The organism is Sodalis sp. RH15 (genome assembly GCF_047324255.1).
Lineage (GTDB): Bacteria > Pseudomonadota > Gammaproteobacteria > Enterobacterales > Enterobacteriaceae > Acerihabitans > Acerihabitans ligni.
In genome coordinates this window covers 2,256,588-2,274,042 of sequence record NZ_CP178738.1, presented here as the reverse complement: position 1 = coordinate 2,274,042, position 17,455 = coordinate 2,256,588, and the positions used below count along the sequence as shown (strand labels likewise).

Annotated in this window: 18 protein-coding genes; 13 read left to right on the top strand and 5 right to left on the bottom strand. The window is 58.6% G+C overall.

Going from position 1 to position 17,455, the window contains the following annotated elements:
- Genes ACL2XO_RS10620 through ACL2XO_RS10610 form a run of 3 tightly spaced genes read left to right on the top strand, consistent with a single transcriptional unit; the run spans position 1 to position 2,536 of the window.
- Positions 1 to 945 (top strand): branched-chain amino acid ABC transporter permease, encoded by a 945-nt coding sequence (locus ACL2XO_RS10620; RefSeq protein ID WP_203522094.1) that lies wholly within the window; start codon positions 1 to 3, stop codon positions 943 to 945.
- The gene (locus ACL2XO_RS10615; protein WP_413742655.1) at positions 942 to 1,757 is read left to right on the top strand and encodes an ABC transporter ATP-binding protein; all 816 of its coding nucleotides are present in this window, start codon (positions 942 to 944) and stop codon (positions 1,755 to 1,757) included. Before ACL2XO_RS10620 ends, ACL2XO_RS10615 begins: the two co-directional genes overlap by 4 nt.
- The gene (locus tag ACL2XO_RS10610; RefSeq protein WP_413723879.1) at positions 1,754 to 2,536 is read left to right on the top strand and encodes an ABC transporter ATP-binding protein; all 783 of its coding nucleotides are present in this window, start codon (positions 1,754 to 1,756) and stop codon (positions 2,534 to 2,536) included. The genes ACL2XO_RS10615 and ACL2XO_RS10610 overlap by 4 nt, the downstream gene beginning before the upstream one ends.
- Here ACL2XO_RS10610 and ACL2XO_RS10605 read toward each other — a convergent pair.
- Together ACL2XO_RS10605 and ACL2XO_RS10600 are read right to left on the bottom strand one after the other, a co-directional pair.
- Positions 2,440 to 2,772 carry a hypothetical protein gene (locus ACL2XO_RS10605; protein WP_413723878.1) on the bottom strand — a complete coding sequence of 111 codons (333 nt, stop codon included), beginning with the start codon at positions 2,770 to 2,772 and terminating at the stop codon, positions 2,440 to 2,442. The genes ACL2XO_RS10610 and ACL2XO_RS10605 overlap by 97 nt on opposite strands.
- Positions 2,744 to 3,604, bottom strand: coding sequence for a VOC family protein (locus ACL2XO_RS10600; RefSeq protein ID WP_413723877.1), 861 nt, complete (start codon positions 3,602 to 3,604; stop codon positions 2,744 to 2,746). Before ACL2XO_RS10600 ends, ACL2XO_RS10605 begins: the two co-directional genes overlap by 29 nt.
- Before the next feature lie 507 nt (positions 3,605 to 4,111).
- Here ACL2XO_RS10600 and ACL2XO_RS10595 point away from each other — a divergent pair.
- Genes ACL2XO_RS10595 through ACL2XO_RS10580 form a run of 4 tightly spaced genes read left to right on the top strand, consistent with a single transcriptional unit; the run spans position 4,112 to position 7,250 of the window.
- Positions 4,112 to 4,942 carry an ABC transporter substrate-binding protein gene (locus ACL2XO_RS10595; RefSeq protein WP_132922431.1) on the top strand — a complete coding sequence of 277 codons (831 nt, stop codon included), beginning with the start codon at positions 4,112 to 4,114 and terminating at the stop codon, positions 4,940 to 4,942.
- A gap of 13 nt (positions 4,943 to 4,955) precedes the next feature.
- On the top strand, positions 4,956 to 5,780 hold the full coding sequence (locus ACL2XO_RS10590; RefSeq protein ID WP_413723876.1) for an amino acid ABC transporter ATP-binding protein: 825 nt from the start codon (positions 4,956 to 4,958) through the stop codon (positions 5,778 to 5,780).
- The gene (locus ACL2XO_RS10585; RefSeq protein ID WP_413723875.1) at positions 5,780 to 6,562 is read left to right on the top strand and encodes an amino acid ABC transporter permease; all 783 of its coding nucleotides are present in this window, start codon (positions 5,780 to 5,782) and stop codon (positions 6,560 to 6,562) included. The genes ACL2XO_RS10590 and ACL2XO_RS10585 overlap by 1 nt, the downstream gene beginning before the upstream one ends.
- 4 nt (positions 6,563 to 6,566) lie before the next feature.
- Positions 6,567 to 7,250: an amino acid ABC transporter permease gene (locus ACL2XO_RS10580; protein ID WP_132922434.1), complete on the top strand. Its 684-nt coding sequence runs from the start codon at positions 6,567 to 6,569 to the stop codon at positions 7,248 to 7,250.
- A gap of 93 nt (positions 7,251 to 7,343) precedes the next feature.
- On the opposite strand, the gene ACL2XO_RS10575 is transcribed toward ACL2XO_RS10580, so the two are convergent.
- Genes ACL2XO_RS10575 through ACL2XO_RS10565 form a run of 3 tightly spaced genes read right to left on the bottom strand, consistent with a single transcriptional unit; the run spans position 7,344 to position 9,964 of the window.
- Entirely contained in the window at positions 7,344 to 8,132 is a 789-nt protein-coding gene (locus tag ACL2XO_RS10575) for an ABC transporter ATP-binding protein (protein WP_203522101.1), read from the bottom strand.
- A 40-nt stretch (positions 8,133 to 8,172) separates the two neighbouring features.
- The gene (locus ACL2XO_RS10570; RefSeq protein WP_203522102.1) at positions 8,173 to 8,946 is read right to left on the bottom strand and encodes an ABC transporter permease; all 774 of its coding nucleotides are present in this window, start codon (positions 8,944 to 8,946) and stop codon (positions 8,173 to 8,175) included.
- A gap of 7 nt (positions 8,947 to 8,953) precedes the next feature.
- Positions 8,954 to 9,964, bottom strand: a complete 1,011-nt coding sequence (locus ACL2XO_RS10565; RefSeq protein WP_413723874.1) for a glycine betaine ABC transporter substrate-binding protein — start codon at positions 9,962 to 9,964, stop codon at positions 8,954 to 8,956.
- 650 nt (positions 9,965 to 10,614) lie between these two features.
- On the opposite strand from ACL2XO_RS10565, the gene ACL2XO_RS10560 reads away from it, so the two are divergent.
- The 6 genes from ACL2XO_RS10560 to ACL2XO_RS10535 are packed head-to-tail and all read left to right on the top strand — an operon-like array spanning position 10,615 to position 17,389.
- Entirely contained in the window at positions 10,615 to 11,865 is a 1,251-nt protein-coding gene (locus tag ACL2XO_RS10560; protein WP_413723873.1) for a M20 family metallopeptidase, read from the top strand.
- Entirely contained in the window at positions 11,858 to 13,429 is a 1,572-nt protein-coding gene (locus ACL2XO_RS10555; protein ID WP_413723872.1) for an ABC transporter substrate-binding protein, read from the top strand. The genes ACL2XO_RS10560 and ACL2XO_RS10555 overlap by 8 nt, the downstream gene beginning before the upstream one ends.
- 43 nt (positions 13,430 to 13,472) lie before the next feature.
- Positions 13,473 to 14,423, top strand: coding sequence for an ABC transporter permease (locus ACL2XO_RS10550; RefSeq protein ID WP_413723871.1), 951 nt, complete (start codon positions 13,473 to 13,475; stop codon positions 14,421 to 14,423).
- Positions 14,424 to 14,434: 11 nt separating this feature from the next.
- Entirely contained in the window at positions 14,435 to 15,289 is an 855-nt protein-coding gene (locus ACL2XO_RS10545; RefSeq protein WP_413723870.1) for an ABC transporter permease, read from the top strand.
- A 13-nt stretch (positions 15,290 to 15,302) separates the two neighbouring features.
- Complete coding sequence (locus tag ACL2XO_RS10540; protein WP_413723869.1) at positions 15,303 to 16,325, top strand: ABC transporter ATP-binding protein; 1,023 nt, start codon at positions 15,303 to 15,305, stop codon at positions 16,323 to 16,325.
- Complete coding sequence (locus ACL2XO_RS10535; protein WP_413742654.1) at positions 16,322 to 17,389, top strand: ABC transporter ATP-binding protein; 1,068 nt, start codon at positions 16,322 to 16,324, stop codon at positions 17,387 to 17,389. The genes ACL2XO_RS10540 and ACL2XO_RS10535 overlap by 4 nt, the downstream gene beginning before the upstream one ends.
- Positions 17,390 to 17,455: the final 66 nt, after the last annotated feature.

Genomic DNA, 17,455 nt, shown 5'->3' with positions numbered 1-17,455 from the left:
ATGAACGCTTTTAATAAATACAGCTACCTGATGCTGTTGCTGCCTTTGCCCGCGTTGGCCTATGCCGATTCCGGCTACGCCTGGCGGGTCGCCACCACCGCGCTGATTTTTATCCTGCTGGCCGCCAGCGCCAATCTTTTGACCGGCGTCAGCGGGCTGATGTCCCTGGGGCACGGCGCGATCTACGGCCTGGGAGCCTATGCCAGCGCCCTGCTGAGCACGCAGTGCGGTCTCGGGGCATGGCTTGCGCTGCCGCTGGCCGGCGCCGCGGCTTCGCTGATCGGCTTTCTGGTGACCCTGCCCACCCTGCGGCTGGTGAGTATCTACTTTGCCGTCGCCACGCTCGGCATCGGCGAAATCATTTATGTCACGCTGCTGAACTGGGTGGATTTGACCCGCGGCCCCATGGGTATTACCGATATTCCTACCCTCGGCGGCGGCGGCCAGGGCGCCATCTTCTGGGAAACCCTGGCCATCACCCTGGCGTGTCTCTATCTCATTCACCGGGTCATGCACTCTTATTACGGCAACGCCCTGCGCGCCCTGCGGGAGGACGATCAGTGCATCCAGGCGCTGGGTTTGTCGCCGTTTCGCCTGAAAAGCCAGGTGCTGCTGGTGAGCTATTTTTTTGCCGGCATCGCCGGCGCGCTCTGGGCCCACACCACCGGATATATCGCGCCGGATTCGTTTAAATTCGATCAGTCGGTACTGATTCTGGCCATGGTAGTGGTTGGCGGGCTGGGCAGTCTGCCTGGGGCCATCATCGGCGCCATACTGTTAATCGCCCTGCCGGAGGTGCTGCGCCCCATCGGCGATTACCGTATGTTCACCGTCGGGCTTATCCTGTTTCTCACCATCCTGTTCCGGCCGAAAGGATTATGGCCCGAAGCGGCGGCGCTGAAGCTGGTGCGCGGCTGGTGGGGATTGCGGGAGGGATGGAAATGAACGGACCCCGTTTAAATGTTATTGCGTCCCCCGGCCAGGAGGCTTTGGCTGAAGAGTCCCTGCTGAGCCTGGCGGGCGTAACCCGCCGTTTCGGCGGACTGACGGCGGTGGAAGACGTCAGTTTCACCCTTGCCGAAGGCGAGCTGGTGGGGCTTATCGGCCCCAACGGGGCGGGAAAAACCACCCTGTTTAATCTGATTACCGGCTTTACAGCGCCCAGCAGCGGCGAGATCCGCTGGCGCCGGAAGGTAATCACCAATGCGCCGGTGCACCGCATCGCCCGGCTGGGCATCACCCGTACCTTTCAGAATCTGCGGGTATTCCCTAATCTGACGGTGTTTGACAACGTCAGCGTCGGCGCCATCGGCCGCTACCGTTATGGCCTGCTGGATACCCTGCTGCACCGCGCCCCCAGGGCCAAAGAGGTGGGAGAGGCCACCTGGCGGGCGCTGGAGCAAACCGGTCTGCTGCCCTATGCCAACGAGCTGGCCGCTAATCTCTCCTATGGAAAACGCAAATATCTGGAAATTGCCCGTGGACTGGCCTTTGATCCGCAGTTGTTGATCCTGGACGAACCGGCGGCGGGACTTAACGATACAGAAACCGGTGAATTGTCGGCGTTCCTGGCGCGGTTAAACCGCCAGGGCCTGACGTTGCTGCTGGTGGAGCACGATCTCGACCTGGTGATGAATCTGTGTCAGCGGGTGCTGGTGCTGGCCGCGGGCCGGCTGCTGGCGCAGGGCACGCCGGCGGAAATTCTGGACAACCGGGCGGTGCAGGATGTCTATCTGGGGGGTGAAGAGGCGGCATGAGTTTATTAACGCTGGACCACATCGAAGTGAAGCTGGGGGGATTGTCCATCCTGCGGGATATCTCGCTGCGGGTGGATAAAGGGGAGATTGTCTGCGTATTAGGGGCCAACGGGGTGGGAAAAACCACGCTGATGCGCACCCTGTCGGGGATCTATCATCCGGCAAAAGGCTCGATTATCCTGGACGGACAGCCGATTCACCGCCTGCCGGCTCACGCCATTGTCCGGCTCGGCCTGGCCCAGGCGCCGGAAGGACGGCAGATTTTCCCCACCATGACGGTGGAGGAGAACCTGATCCTCGGCGGTATACAGCAGGGAAAACATTCCCGCGAACGGGAGCGGGTACTGTCCCTGTTTCCGTTGCTGAAAGAGCGATTGAAACAGAAGGCCGGCTCACTTTCCGGCGGCGAACAGCAGATGCTGTGTATCGGCCGGGCGCTGATGGGGCGCCCGCGCATTCTGCTGCTGGATGAGCCCTCCCTGGGCCTGGCCCCTCGTCTGGTGCAGCAGATTTTTGAGTTATTGCAGCACATACGCCGCCAGGGCATCGCCATCCTGCTGGTGGAGCAAAACGCCCGCGCCGCGCTGAAGATTTCAGATCGGGCCTATGTGGTGGAGGGGGGACGCATCTCACTGAGCGGCGCCGCCGCCGACCTGGCCGGCGACGAACGCGTCCGCCGAGCCTATCTGGGGGAACGCCGGGCAGAGACTTCCCGCGGCGATATGCTGTCGCCCACCGCCGCCAGTTCGTACCGTCGCTCATCGGTCTCCAGCAGGTAAAGCCGGCCGTCCAGGCTTACCTCAAGAAAATAGGTATGCTCTACTCCATCTGAGAGCGGGATAAATCCGCCGCAGCCGTCAAACGGCACCAGCGATGCCTCGCGGGAGAGACGATAGCGCCGCACCACCCGTCCGGCGGTCCCGGAGGGTGGCGCCGTGCGTTTTGCCAGCATCCGCAGGCCGGCCTGCACAAGACCGGCCCAAAAATTACTCCTCCCGGAACGCAAGGGCAACATTAAACGCCTCCCCGGCGGGAATGAACAACCGCCGCTGTTGTCCTTCGGTCCGGTAGGCCAGACTTGCCCGCCGGAAATACTTTTCGGTATGCGCCAGCGACGACACGGCCAGCTCCAGCGCCACCATGCGTTCGGCGCCGTTATCCCCGCGGGCCGCCGGGCCGTATATATCCCGCGCCCTGAGGGGAGTGACGAACGACAGCGTGGTTTTCCCGGCGCAAAGCCAGTATCCTCCCGCCCCATCGGAGTGAAGCGGGGCGTTCCCGTCGAATAACCGGCTATACACATCGGCGATGAGAAATGGATCCTGGGCGGCGATGGCTACGCCGATGATGTCCGTCACGCCGTTGGGATGCGCTCGCCAGGGCGCCTGCCACACCAGTTCAGGGGTCAAATGCTGGCAAAAGAAGCTGCGGCCGTTATTGATGCGTTCCGGGGCCAGACGCACGGTGCGAAACCGTGCTTCCCCTTGGCTATCGTCCGGCAACGTCACCGGACGATAGAAGTATTCCGGCTCGGCGCCGGCCAATCCCACCCGCTGCAGATGCCGGTATATCTCATCGGCGTCCGCGCCGCCGGTTTTCCAGACCAGTCCGCTTAGGCCGGGCTGCGCCGGCCAGCCGTTGCCTTGCCTGCCGGTATATCCTCCCTTGTGACCGAGCAATTCCAGGTAATTCTCGCCAAAAATCGCCAGATGGTTGCTGGTGCCCAGGGAATGATATCCACGCGGCGTCAGTTGAAATCCAAGGACTTGGTAAACCTGCGCCGCGTTATCCAAATCATCCGCGACATTGATCACTACATGGTCCACTACCGGCGTTAATACGCTCATTTTCCGCCCCGCTAAAACAAAATCGTGATGTAATTTTACGGTGCGGGTCGCCAAACCAAAGGAACGATTTCAGCATTGATACGCACAAAAGACGCTTAATCAGCCGTTAACGTTTAATTGTCATGAGGGTCATATTAATTAAACATAAAGTAAACAACCAAAATAATTATCAATCGCGATTGAATAATTAAAATTTAAATTGATTGAATACATTATTTATATTTCCTCCTGACCCCGTTGGCCGGCAGTGCATTATTTTCAGGTGTACCGGAGGAATTCCCACGTCTGTCTAAATTGCCCGTCCCTTGTTTTTACAGCAAAAAGTTGTGACCGCGCCAAAATAAACCGGTCATAAGTTTTACTTATGCTTGGCGGTGATAAAGATATGCTTTTTTATACGTGGTGTATTAGAGGGCGCTGTGTAATATTCCATTCCTAAAAGCCGTCCTCAGCCAATAACCCACTGAAGCAGCTCAATTATTCAGCAAATATCTCAAGGAAAAACTTATGGCGCATTCTTCCGTTAATCGTCCTTCCGCCTTGGCGGTACTTACCCTGTTGGCATTGGGAGGCGTTGCGTCTTTTGCCGCCCACGCCGATCAGCTGTCGGATATCAAGAAGGCCGGCGTTATCAGGGTGGCAACCTTTGATTCCAACCCGCCGTTCGGCTCCGTTGACGCCAAGACCCATGATATCGTCGGTTATGACGTGGATTTCGCCAATGCCCTGGCCAAATCCCTCGGCGTGAAACTGCAATTGGTGCCCACTAATCCCGCCAACCGTATTCCGTTATTGCAGTCCGGCAAGGCCGATATTATCGTGGCGGACATCACCATTACGCCTGAACGGGCCAAGGTCATTGATTTTTCCATTCCTTATTTTGTCACCGGCCAGCAATTCCTGGTGCCGGCCGCCTCCTCTGACAAGCTGGACGATTATGCCAACGCCCGTATCGGCGCGGTGAAAGGCACCACCGGCGAACAGGAGCTGCATAACCGTTTCCCGAACGCCCGCGTACTCTCCTATGACGATATTCCCCTGGCGCTGTCGGCATTGCGCAACGGCAACGTCCAGGCCATTACCCAGGACAGCACTATCCTGACCGGTTTGCTGGACGGCGCGCCGGACAAGGCTAAATACAAAGTGCTGCCGGAACTGCTCAGTAAAGAGGAAATCGGCGTCGGCGTGAAAAAAGGCGAAACCACCCTGCTGACCTTCGTCAATAACGAATTGCTCAAGCTGGAAGCCAACGGACAGGCGGTATCGATTTACAATACCTGGTTCGGTCCGCAGACCAAATCACCGCAGCCGCGTTTGTTCAAAATCACCGCGAAATAAACAGGCTGGATCCATGCTATTGCCGCACCATAAACCTTTATCCGCCGCGGATGCGGCGGATATCTCAGCACCGTCCTCCGCCGCGGTGGAATTTCGCCGGGTGGATAAATATTTCGGTCCCCATCAGGTTATCCATAAGGTGGATTTCAGCGTGGCCAGCGGCGAGGTGGTGGCTATTTGCGGACCTTCGGGTTCGGGAAAATCCACCCTGATACGGCTGATTAACCAGTTGGAAGTCCTCAGCGGCGGGGAAATTCTCGTTGACGGACAACCCACCTCCCGCCTGAAAGGAAAAGCGTTACGCCGGCTGCGTACCCACATCGGTTTTGTATTTCAGCAATTCAATCTTTATGCCCACCTCAGCGCGCTGGAAAACGTCAGTCTGGCATTAACCCGGGTCCACGGCTGGCCGAATGAGAAAGCCCGCCAAAAGGCCGCGCTGCTGCTCCAACGGGTGGGCCTGGCCGATAAAGCCGGGCATTATCCCGCCCAACTGTCCGGCGGCCAGCAGCAGCGGGTGGCCATCGCCCGCGCGCTGGTTACCGACCCCAGCCTTATCCTGTTTGACGAACCCACCTCGGCGCTGGACCCGGAAATGATCGGCGAAGTGCTGCAGGTGATGCAGGAACTGGCCCACAGCGGCATCACCATGATTGTGGTGACCCATGAGATGAGCTTTGCCCGGGAAATCGCCGATCGGGTGGTGTTTATGGACGGCGGCGCCATCCTGGAGCAGGCTGACCCGGAACGCTTTTTTACCGCGCCGCAGCATCCGCGGGCGCAGCGCTTTTTGCAAAAGGTTCTGAATCCGCTGCATGCCCGCGTGGAGGATGTCTGATGAGCTGGCATGCGGATTGGGCCGGCGTCCTGAGCGGCCAGCCGCTGGCCTGGATCGTTTCCGGCTTTATGACCACCCTTTATGTCACCCTGGCGGGCTGCATCCTGTCGACGTTCCTTACCCTGCTGATGCTGGCGCTGCGGCTGACACCCGGCCGGCTCGGCCGCGGCCTGGTGGCGGTGTATGTCTCGATATTCCGTAATACCCCGCTGCTGGTGCAGCTGCTGTTCTGGTATTTTGCCGCCTGGGGAGCACTGCCGCAGGAGTGGCGGTTCTATATCGGCGATACCCATCCCTGGGCGGTACTGCCCATGAACATTCCCTGGCTCACGCCGGAATTCCTCTGCGCCACCTGGGGATTGGGCCTGTTCACCGCGGCGTTTCTGATTGAAGAGGTGCAGGCCGGGCTGAATTCGGTGCCGGCGGGACAGACGGAGGCGGCGATATCCCAGGGTTTCAGCCAATGGCAGCTATTGACTTACGTGCTGCTGCCTCAAGGTCTGGTTAACGCCTGGCAGCCGCTTATCGGGCAATATCTGAATCTGATGAAACTCTCCTCCCTGGCCAGCGGCATAGGTTTTGCCGAACTCACCTACCAAATCAGCCAAGTCGAAAGTTATAACGCCCATGCGCTGGAAGGCTTCGCCGTGGGCACCGGGCTTTACCTGCTGCTGGGCATCGTCATGGGCTCCCTGCTGCTATGGCTCGGCCCGAAACGCCGGGACGGACGGCGGCCGCTGCCCTTAATCGCGGCGACCATGGATAACCCGACAAAGGATTGACGGCATGACGTTTAATGTGGACGTAATCGGCAACAACCTGACCTATCTGCTATGGGGGCGGCTCGCCGACGGCCAGCCGGGGGGCGTACTGCTGACGCTTCTCATGGCGCTGGGCGCCGGGGTGCTGGCCTGGGGGGTGGGCGTCGCCCTGGCATGCGTGGCCTGGCGTTACAAGGGCTGGACCCGGCGGATATTATTTATCTGGGCCGAGTTTATCCGCGGCATCCCGCTGATTTTTGTCATCTTCTGGATGTTTTTCCTGCTGCCTATCCTGTTCGGCGGCTCGATACCCGGCCCGCTGACGGTGATCCTGGCCCTGGGCTGGTTCACCTCGGCGGCGGTGATGCATACCACCCTGGCCGGACTTAACGCCCTGGCGGCGGGGCAAACGGAAGCGGGCATTTCGTCGGGCTTCAGCGAATGGCAAATCCTGCGCTTTATCCTGCTGCCCCAGGCCATGCCCAACCTGATGCCGTCCTATATAGGCCTGATGGTGGCCCTGATCAAGGACACCTCGCTGGCATTTATCGTCAATGTGCCGGAACTCACCACCGTCGCCGGACAGGTGAATAACCGGGAGCAGATTTATCCCACCGAAATCTTCGTTTTTGTCGGCGTGATTTATTATCTGCTTTGCTACGGCCTGTCCGCCCTGGCGACCAGGCTGGGGGCGCCCAAGCCCCTTTAGCGGCCGAAATCATCAGAAAGCAGCCGAAAGCTGGCATCCTGTCTCAGCCGGGCGTTTTGTCAATAAACCCCGGTCTATCTTTTATGATAAACATCAGCCGTTGGCTAACTGCTGGCGCCGCGCTTCTGTGCGCACCCGGTGCAGAACCTGTCGCTTGATTTCGCTGTAGCCCGGCGCCTGGGCCAGGGCCTCGATATCCCGTTCAGGTCCGAACGGCGGCCTGACCTCCTCAACGATTTTACCCGGCCGCGCCGACATAATCAGGATCCGATCCGCCAGGAACAGCGCCTCTTCCACGTCGTGGGTAACAAATAAAATCGTGGTGCCGGTCTGCCGCCAGGCGCTGCGCAGCAGCTCCTGCATCATCATGCGGGTTTGCGCATCCAGCGCGCCGAACGGCTCATCCAACAGCAATACCGCCGGATCCGGCAGCCAGGCACGGGCCATGGCGACCCGCTGTTTCATGCCCCCCGAAAGCTGCCAGGGGGCATGCCGCTCAAAGCCTTCCAGCCCCACCCGCTTGAGCCAGGTCAAAGCGCGCTTATCGGCCTCGGTTTTGCTTTGCCCCTGCATCCGCAGGCCGAAGGTGACATTATCCAGCACCGACAGCCAGGGAAAGAGATTGGGCTGTTGAAAAATCATGCCGCGGCTGGGGTGCGGCCCGCTGAAAGCGCGCCCATCGCACAAAATCCGGCCCTGCTGCGGGCGGGTGAAGCCGGCAATCATATTCAGGATGGTGGACTTGCCGCAGCCCGACGGTCCCAGCAGTACCACAAACTCCCCGCGCGCCAGAGATAGCGAAACATCTTCCAGCACGGTCAATTGCCGCTGCTTTTCCGTAAAACGCAGAGTGACGCGCTCGACGTCGATATAGTCGGTCATGGGTGCTTCCCCGTCCGTAACAGCGGATACTGATTAGCCGTCATACGTCCCTCCCCGCCCAGGGCACCAGCCATTTCTGCAGCCCCACCAGCAATAAATCCAATAAATAGCCGATTATCCCCAGCAGCAGAATACCCAGCATAACTATGTCGGTACGCAGGTAGGCGCTGGCGTTAATCACCATCCAGCCGAGACCGGAGGTGGCCGCCACCATTTCGGCGGCTATCAGCGATGTCCAGCCGACGCCGATGGACAGGCGCACGGCGGTAAACAGCTCCGGTAACGTGTCGGGCAGCACCACCCGCCAGAAGATCTGGCGGCGCGACGCCCCAAGAGTTTGCGCAACCCGAATGCGCGTCCGGCCGACCCGGGCCACGGCGGCGGTGGCCCCCACCACCACGCTGAGAAAGGTGGCGATGAAAATCAGGAAGAATTTGGACGACTCGCCGATCCCAAGCCAAACCACCGCCAGCGGGATCAGGGCGATTTTCGGCAGCGGACGTAAAAATTGCACAAACGGATTCAGTATGGCGGCCACCGGTTCCGAAAGCCCCATCAGCAAACCCAGCGGCACGCCCACCGCGACGGCGGTGATAAACGCGCTGAGCGCCCTGGCCAGGCTCACCGCCACATGCTGCCAGAGCGGCACCTGGCGATAGCCGTCATGAAGCAGCTCAACCGTCGTTTCCGCGATATCGGACAAGGGCGGCAGTAATAAAGGATCGATCCAGTGGCGCTGCCCGGCCACTTGCCAGAGCAGGAAAAACGCCGCCACCGAGGTCACGCTGATGGCGACATGATGTACAGATTTCATAAACCCATCACTTTCCCGCCGCCTGCCGGACAAAACGGGAATCGATGGCATCTTTCCACGTGGCCGGGATATCCCGTTGCCTTACATCACCGGTACCTTCCAGAAAGTGCGCGGTTTTGCTCACTGCCTGGCCGATGCCGCTATTATCGGTATCCTGGCCGTTGCCCAGCCAGGCGGCGGTGCCCTGCTCCGCCAGGGAAGGGTATTCCAGACCGGCCAGGGTATTGGTGGCGGTGGAGACCGGCGCGCCGACCTCTTTCGCTACGATGGCGGCCGCCCGCTCCGGATCGCGGCGGAACTCATCCACTTTTTGCTGATGAACCTTGAGGAAATCGGCCACGACTTGCGGATATTGCTGGGCGAACGCTTTACGGACCACATAGTTGTTGTAAATCAGATAGCCGTCTTTTTGCAGATCCCGGGTGGCGAAAACCTGATGGCCGCCGTCGGCTTCCAGCTGTTGGGCAAACGGCGCCCAGACATAACCGGCGTCGATATCGCCGCGTTGCCAGGCCGCCACCATGTCCGCCGGCCGCAGCGGGATCAGTGTAATCTTGGACCGATCCAGTTTATGGACGGCAATGGCCGCCTCCAGCGCATACTGGGAGGTGGAGTTAGGGGGATAAGCCACCCGCTTGCCTTCGATATCGTTCAATTGGTTGATGCCATTCTTGCCGATCAAACGTTCATAGGTGGAAATCACCCCCGACACGCCGACGATCTCGATGGGCAGCTTGCGAACGATACCGGCCACCGCCGGGCTGGAACCAAAATTGGCGATATCAATGGCATCGCTGGCGAAATAATTCAGCGCATCGGCGCCGGTGGCGAATTGAACCCATTTCACCTTGGTGCCCAGCGTTTTTTCCAGCGAACCATCCACCTTGGCTAATAGCAGCACCTGAGAGCCGCCGCTATAGGCAATTCTCACCTCATCCGGCACCGCCGCCCCATAGGCAGCGGATAAAGACATCAGCACGCTTCCCGCGCCCAGCAACAGGCTGACTATTTTACGCATAATGACCCTTTTATTCTGGCGAAATTTATACCCTAAATAATTCGAGTTGTAGGAAGCCAACACATTTGCAACTTGAAGTATGACGGGTATAGCCTTATTAATATAAGTTAGAGCGACCAGTATAGGGGATGGAAATAATTCGCCCTTAGCCAAAATATGGATATATTAAGTTGAATTTTACCCTTACGTTATTTTGATTATAAAACAGCCATAAATTGCCTAAATTAATGACAGACCTGTGCTTGCAAAGGCTATTCCTTGTTCTTAAAATGGGCTATTAAATAACCAAATATGTCATAACATTCTGATATTGATTATTTTTATATTTTCATCTTAATTATAACAAAATAATCATTATAAACGTCAAAGCCACAACACCGCATATTATCCAGCTGACTGAAAACCGAAAAATCAGGATTTTCCTGGCGAACGCGATAGGTTGATAAACAGCTTATATTATGCGTTTTTTGCATTTTAAACCGGTAACCCTTTTAGTGTATGGTTCTGACCATGTTCCCGGACAGTAAAAGATCCTGCGTATTCTGCCGGAAAAATTCAGCGTTCATTCGACGATGGGATTGGTTTTTTATCTGTTTGCGAGCCGTTTGGCTTATTCATTTCCATAGACTTTTGCGGTAGCGAGGGTAAAGATGAGCACGGACAACAACCTTCAATTAATAGACGACGCCATTGAACGCCATCGGCAGCACTATATCGCCGTCAGCAAGGATATTCACGGACATCCGGAAACCGGCAATAATGAATATTATGCCAATAAAGTGCTGACCGAGCTGCTGGAACAGGCGGACTTTGAGGTAACATCCAATGTAGCCGGCCATGAAACCGCTTTTTACGCGGTAAAAGACAGCGGGCGACCCGGGCCCACCATCGCCTATCTGGCGGAATATGATGCCCTGATCGATATCGGCCATGCCTGCGGACACAACATCATCGGCGTCAGCAGCGTGGCCGCCGCCATCGCCGTGGCACAAACCCTGCCACACACCGGCGGCAAAATCGTCGTGCTGGGCACGCCGGCGGAAGAAGGCGGTTTGAAAGGCCCGGGCGGGCTGAATGGCAACGTCAAGGCCCGCTTTGTGGAGCACGGTTTTTTACGCAATGTCGACGCGGCGCTGATGATCCATCCCGCCGGTCGCACCCGGCTGTCCGGCCCGTCCCTTGCCAATAATCATCTGTATTTCCATTTCTACGGCAAACCGTCTCATGCCGGCAGCGCTCCCCATCTGGGCATCAATGCCCTGGATGCCGTGGTATTGCTGTATAACGGCATCAGCGCGCTGCGCCAACAGCTGCCCGACGGGGTGCGGGTCCACGGCATTATTACCAACGGCGGCCAGGCGCCGAATGTGATTCCGGAATACGCGTCGGCACATTATTACATCCGCGCCAATACCCGCGACGAAGTCATCGCCCTGGAACCCCGGATCCGGGCTATCGCGGAAGGCGCCGCGCTGGCCACCGGCGCCCGGCTGGAAATCGAACACCAGGTGGGTCCGCGGGATTTTAATATCAACCACGCCTTGAACGGCCTGCTGCTGGATCTGTTGACCGCCCATGGGGAACAGGTGGATTTGTCCCCCAAAGAGGGCAAAGGATCCACCGATGCCGGCGATATCAGCCACGCGGTCCCCACCGCACATCCCTATATCAAAATCGGCCCGGACTCCCTCATAGGCCACACGGTTGAATTTCGCGAGGCCGCCGATTCCGAGCAGGGTTACCGGGCGCTGGTCACCGGCGCCCGGGTACTGGCGAAAGCCGGCTATAGATTATTAACCGACGCAGCGCTGCTGCAGCAGGTCCGGCGGGAATTCGCCGGCGGGCGGCCGGACACGGAATCGGTCCGTTCCTCTACTCCCCAGGAGTCGTTTAATGAATAAAGCGCCGTTCGCCGCCGCCCTGCTGCTCGGCCTGCTGCTACCCCTGGCCGGCGGCGCGGCCGGGGCGGCGGCGCAGACCGACCATGACGCCGTTCTGAACATCGCCTACGGCAACCGGCCGGGAACCCTTGATCCCTATCTCACCACCAATAATGCCACTTCGGATGTGGATCGGAATATTTTCGAAGAGCTGTTCGTCATCAACGACAAGTTCCAGCCGGTGCCGGAGTTGGTGGAGAGCTACCGCGTCAGCCCGGATAACCTTACCTACACGTTCAACCTGCGCAAAGGCCTGGTTTTCCATAACGGCCAGTCCCTTACCGCCGATGATGTGGTGGCGTCGATGAATCGCTGGCTGGCGGTATCCACCCAAGGCAAGGCCAACTTACCGGGGGCGCGGTTCGATAAGCTTGATGCCTATACCGTTAGCCTGACCTTGAAAACGCCGTCGCTGATTACGCTGAATATCCTGGCGGACGTAAAAAATATTGCGGCCATCATGCCGAAAAGCATTATCGATCGGGCCCAGGGCGACAAACAGCCCGTCACTGAGCTTATCGGTACCGGCCCTTACCGCCTGGCGGAGTTTAAGCAGGGGGAATATCTCCATCTTACCCGGTTCGACGGCTATATCCCGCGGCAAGAGCCGGCCAGCGGATTGTCCGGTAAGAAAAACGCCTATGTAAAAGATATTTATTTCCGTTACATCACCGATGAATCCACCCGGCTGGCCGGCGCGCTGACCGGCGAATACGATCTGGTATTCAATCTGCCGAAAGACAATATCGATCAGTTGAAACACGCGCCGGGTATTCATCTGTATGCCCCGGCGTCCGGCGGCTCGTTAATCACCTACCTGTTCAACAAGCAAACCGGTCCGTTCGCCGATATCAAACTGCGCCGGGCCTTTAATCTGGCATTGGATGTCAACAGCGTACTGGTGGCCGGCTACAGCGACCCGCAGTTCTTCAGCGCCGACTCCTCCTTGGGGTTCCCGCAGCAGGTGGATTGGTACAGCGAGGCGGGGAAACCCTTTTACAATCAGCATAAGCTGGACGAAGCCAGGGCACTGGTCAAGGAGTCCGGCTACCACGGCCAGGAGGTGGTCATTATCGCCACCAAGGAGTATGCGGAGCTTTATAATCTGGCGATAGTCGCCCAGCAGGTGCTCAAGCAGATCGGCATCAACTCCCGGCTGGACGTTTACGATTGGCCCACCGTGTTGCAGCGGCGCCAGGATCCGAAGAATTTCGATCTGTGCGCCCTGGAGTTCTCCATGCGCCAGGTATTGCATCAATACCCGTTTCTTGATTCCCGTGCGCATTTTCCGGGCTGGTCCAACAGTCCGGATATCGACGGGGTGTTGGATCAGATCAAACAGGCCCCGTCGCTGAAAGCCGCCAGGCCGCTGGTTGACAAGCTGCATGCGCTGACCTGGCAATATTTGCCGGTGATTGTGCTGGGACATACCCAGCCCGACATTATCGCCGTCAAAAACACCGTGCAGGGGTATGACGACCTGATTGGTCCCATCTTGTGGAACGTCAGGGTCAACAAGCAATAACCCCGGTCCGGTCCTCAGGGCGGCGGGTTTTAGAGGATGTTCAATGATTTGGTACACGCTGCACCGCATTCTGGCGCTGATCCCGGTATTACTGGTGGTGGCGGTGGTGGTGTTCTGCCTGGTGCATTTGACGCCGGGAGATCCGGCGCTGGTGATTCTGGGCGATAACGCCTCCCCAGGGGACGTGCTGGCCCTGCATCAACAATTGGGACTGGATAAACCGTTACCGGAACAGTTCTGGCGCTGGTTTGCCCAGGTGCTGCGGGGCAACCTGGGGCATTCTTTGTTTTTGGGAGACAGCGTCGCGTCTTTGTTCGCGCAGCATCTCAAACCTACCCTCGCTCTGGCCGTGCTGGCGCAAAGCATTGCCATGGCGCTGGGCATCGGCGGCGGCATCCTCGCCGCCTACCGCCGCGGCCGCTGGGCCGACCGAATCATCATGGCCCTGGCGACCTTCGGCCTGTCGATCCCGGGTTTTCTGCTGGGGCTGTTTCTGATTTTCTTTTTCGCCGTGCATCTGCGCTGGTTCCCGGTGGTGGGCTACAAATCCGACGGCATCGGCCTGTGGCAGAATCTTTATTATCTTTTTTTACCGGCCCTGGCCTTGGCCATCAGGATCGCAGCCCTGCTGGCGCGCATGACGCGCACGGTAATGCTGGAGGTCCTCAGCGAGCACTACATCAAAACCGCCCGGGCCAAAGGGCTGTCCGAGTGGACGGTATTATGGCGCCACGGCTTCAAAAACGCGCTGATCCCGGTGCTGAATATCTGCGGCGAGTCCTTTGGCTCGCTGGTGACCGGAGCAATCGTCATTGAAAGCGTCTTCGGCATCCCGGGAATAGGATTATTGATCGTGGATTCCATTGAGCGCCGGGACTTAACCGTGATTCAGGGATCGGTATTACTGATTACCGTCAGCTATGTTCTGATTAACCTGATTGTCGATTTGGCCTTTGGTTTTATCGACCCGCGCATCAACGTCAGCCGGTCATAAGGAACAAACCGATGGCGAGATTACGCGGCAATACCCTGCTTTTCACCGGCGGCCTGGTAGTGGTGGCAATGCTGACGGTATCCCTGGCGACCCTGGCGGTGAGCCCGTACGATCTTTACGCTCTCGACCCGTTAAGCCGCCTGAAAGCGCCTGACAGCCACCACTGGTTCGGTACGGATAACTTCGGCCGGGATCTGTTTATCCGGGTGGCTTTCGCCATCCGGATTTCCCTGGCGGTGGGGCTTTCGGTGACGGTCTCAGCCGGTGTGCTGGGCATGGTCATCGGCCTGTTATCCGCCGGCTACCGCGTTGTTGACCTCATCGCCATGCGGATTTGCGACGGCCTGTTCGCTTTCCCGTCGCTATTGCTGGCCATTGCCATCGTGGGCATTCTTGGGCCGGATACCGCCAACGTCGTGCTGGCGCTATCGCTGGTGTACATCCCCTCCGTCGCCAGGGTGGTGCGCTCGGCGGCCCTGTCGGTAAAAGAGAAAAACTACATTGAAGGACTGCGGGCGCAGGGAGCAAGCGACCGGCGAATCATCTGGCTCCATATCATGCCTAATGTCCTGCCGCCTTTTATCGTACAGATGACCTTCATTTTTTCCGTGGCGATACTCACCGAAGCGGCATTGAGCTTTCTGGGTTCCGGCGTTCCCGCGCCGATGCCCAGCCTGGGCAACCTATTGCTGGAAGGCAAAAAAGTGATCTTCACCGCCTGGTGGATGACATTTTTTCCGGGTATCTCCATTATTTTACTCATCCTGGCGCTGAATCTGGCGGGGGACGGCTTGCGGGATCTGCTGGATCCGAATATCAAACCCCTGTCCCGGAGTATGCTCCGGCGGCTCAGGGCAAAACGCTAACCAAAGGTGTGTTATGACCCAACGGCCCCTGCTGGCGGTGAACAATCTGACGGTGAATTTCGCCACCGGCGAGGGAATCGTCGCGCCGGTGCGCGGCGTGACGTTTCGGGTGGATGAACACGAAACCCTGGGCATCATCGGCGAATCGGGCTGCGGCAAAAGTGTGACCGCTGAGTCGATCATGGGGCTATTGACGCCGGCGTTATCCAACGTTCAGGGCGAGGTTCTGTTCCGGGGACAGGATTTGCTGTCGTTAACGCCCAGGGGACGACAGGCCGTACGGGGCGCCGATCTGGCCATGATTTTTCAGGATCCGCTATCGAGTCTCAACCCGTTGATGACCGTGAGCGGCCAAATCCGGGAAAGCCTGCAAGTACACAGGCCGCTGCGGGGTAAAGCGCTGCGGGAACGGGTTATCACCCTATTGCGCCAGGTGGGCATTGTCGATCCGGCGGCGTGCGCCGCGGCCTATCCCCATGAAATTTCCGGCGGCATGCGCCAGCGGGTGATGATTGCCATGGCCATTGCCTGCCATCCCGCCCTGCTTATCGCCGACGAACCGACCACCGCGCTGGACGTGACGATCCAGGCGCAAATCCTGGCATTGCTGGATAAGCTTAAAGCGGACCATGGCATGGGTATCATCCTGATTACCCACGATCTCTCGGTGGTGGCGCTCATGTGCCAAAGGGTGCTGGTGATGTATCTTGGTGAAATTGTCGAGGAGGCGGACGTCATGACGCTGTTTGACAGCCCTCTGCATCCCTATACCCGCGGCTTGATGGCCTCGATGCCGTCACTGGACGGACCGCGTAAAATCCCGCTGACGGAAATCAAAGGCAGCGTTCCGCCTCTCGCCGAGACGGTCGCCGGCTGCGGTTTTGCCCCGCGCTGCCCCTATGTCGACACGCTTTGCCGGCAGCGGCGGCCGCCGCTGTTATCGGTTAATGATGACGCCGGCGGCGCATCCGCCATCAGCGCGCACAGGGTCCGCTGCTGGCGAACCGCCGACATACCAAGCGGAGCGCCGGTATGAGCCAAAACCCGCCGGGTAATAACCCCGGCCTTTTGCCGGAAAGCACGGGCGCTTCGGACAACGGCGCCCGCTCTTTGCCGGAAAGCCCCGGCGCTTCGGATAACGGCGCCCATCCGCTGTTGGTTGTGGATCATCTGACCAAACAATTCCCCGTCCGGCAGGGTTTCCGCTCCCGTTGGCTCACCGCGGTGGATGACGTAAGTTTTCATATCAACGCGCGGGAAACCTATGCTCTGGTGGGGGAATCCGGCAGCGGTAAAAGCACTACCGGCAGGGCGGTATTAAGGCTGGTGGACGCCGACGCCGGGCACGTCCGTTTCGACGGGAAAGAGATTTTCAGCCTGCGGAACAGGGCGCTGCGTGAATGGCGCAAAGAGATCCAGATGATTTTCCAGGATCCGCTGTCCTCCCTCGATCCCAAACGCAGCATCGGCTACAGCATCGAAGAGCCGCTGATTATCCACGGTATGGGCAGCAGGCCCCAGCGGCGGGAGCGGGTACGGCAATCATTGGTCCGGGTCGGGTTGACCGCGGCGGACGAGAGGCGCTACCCGCACGAATTTTCCGGCGGCCAGCGCCAGCGCATCGGGATTGCCAAAGCCCTGATCCTCAATCCCCGGCTGATCGTGTGCGACGAGCCGGTATCGGCGCTGGATGTGTCGATCCGGTCGCAAATCCTCAACCTGCTGCTGGCGTTGCAGCGGGAGCAGGCGCTCTCCTATCTGTTTATCGCCCACGATCTGAGCGTGGTGCATCATATCGCCGACCGCATCGGCGTTATGTACCGGGGACGCATTGTCGAGGAGGCGCCGACACAAACGCTGTTTTCCGATCCCCGGCATCCCTATACCCGCTTCCTGATGGCGTCGATTCCCCCCGCTCATCCCCGGCTGAAAAAAATCGGGCCCCTGCCGGTTGCCGGCGATACCGGCGGCGAACCGCGACAGGGAGGCTGCGTTTTCAGCGGCCGCTGTGCTTATGCCACGCCCCGATGCCATGAGCAAACCCCGCCGGAACGCTATATCAGCCGGCAACACCGGGTCGCCTGTCATTTATATCCATGATTACCGAAGATGACTCTTTTCATAACCGACACCCCCTGACTATTGCTAGTATTATCCTCATCCACA

What these genes read in the sequence shown, in the direction of transcription:
- ACL2XO_RS10595 (WP_132922431.1), top strand. Translation starts at nt 4,112, where the DNA reads ATGGCGCATTCTTCCGTTAATCGTCCTTCCGCCTTGGCGGTACTTACC.
- ACL2XO_RS10555 (WP_413723872.1), top strand. Translation starts at nt 11,858, where the DNA reads ATGAATAAAGCGCCGTTCGCCGCCGCCCTGCTGCTCGGCCTGCTGCTA.
- ACL2XO_RS10600 (WP_413723877.1), bottom strand. Translation starts at nt 3,604, where the DNA reads ATGAGCGTATTAACGCCGGTAGTGGACCATGTAGTGATCAATGTCGCG.
- ACL2XO_RS10585 (WP_413723875.1), top strand. Translation starts at nt 5,780, where the DNA reads ATGAGCTGGCATGCGGATTGGGCCGGCGTCCTGAGCGGCCAGCCGCTG.
- ACL2XO_RS10590 (WP_413723876.1), top strand. Translation starts at nt 4,956, where the DNA reads ATGCTATTGCCGCACCATAAACCTTTATCCGCCGCGGATGCGGCGGAT.
- ACL2XO_RS10615 (WP_413742655.1), top strand. Translation starts at nt 942, where the DNA reads ATGAACGGACCCCGTTTAAATGTTATTGCGTCCCCCGGCCAGGAGGCT.
- ACL2XO_RS10560 (WP_413723873.1), top strand. Translation starts at nt 10,615, where the DNA reads ATGAGCACGGACAACAACCTTCAATTAATAGACGACGCCATTGAACGC.
- ACL2XO_RS10610 (WP_413723879.1), top strand. Translation starts at nt 1,754, where the DNA reads ATGAGTTTATTAACGCTGGACCACATCGAAGTGAAGCTGGGGGGATTG.
- ACL2XO_RS10535 (WP_413742654.1), top strand. Translation starts at nt 16,322, where the DNA reads ATGAGCCAAAACCCGCCGGGTAATAACCCCGGCCTTTTGCCGGAAAGC.
- ACL2XO_RS10550 (WP_413723871.1), top strand. Translation starts at nt 13,473, where the DNA reads ATGATTTGGTACACGCTGCACCGCATTCTGGCGCTGATCCCGGTATTA.
- ACL2XO_RS10540 (WP_413723869.1), top strand. Translation starts at nt 15,303, where the DNA reads ATGACCCAACGGCCCCTGCTGGCGGTGAACAATCTGACGGTGAATTTC.
- ACL2XO_RS10580 (WP_132922434.1), top strand. Translation starts at nt 6,567, where the DNA reads ATGACGTTTAATGTGGACGTAATCGGCAACAACCTGACCTATCTGCTA.
- ACL2XO_RS10575 (WP_203522101.1), bottom strand. Translation starts at nt 8,132, where the DNA reads ATGACCGACTATATCGACGTCGAGCGCGTCACTCTGCGTTTTACGGAA.
- ACL2XO_RS10605 (WP_413723878.1), bottom strand. Translation starts at nt 2,772, where the DNA reads ATGTTGCCCTTGCGTTCCGGGAGGAGTAATTTTTGGGCCGGTCTTGTG.
- ACL2XO_RS10565 (WP_413723874.1), bottom strand. Translation starts at nt 9,964, where the DNA reads ATGCGTAAAATAGTCAGCCTGTTGCTGGGCGCGGGAAGCGTGCTGATG.
- ACL2XO_RS10620 (WP_203522094.1), top strand. Translation starts at nt 1, where the DNA reads ATGAACGCTTTTAATAAATACAGCTACCTGATGCTGTTGCTGCCTTTG.
- ACL2XO_RS10545 (WP_413723870.1), top strand. Translation starts at nt 14,435, where the DNA reads ATGGCGAGATTACGCGGCAATACCCTGCTTTTCACCGGCGGCCTGGTA.
- ACL2XO_RS10570 (WP_203522102.1), bottom strand. Translation starts at nt 8,946, where the DNA reads ATGAAATCTGTACATCATGTCGCCATCAGCGTGACCTCGGTGGCGGCG.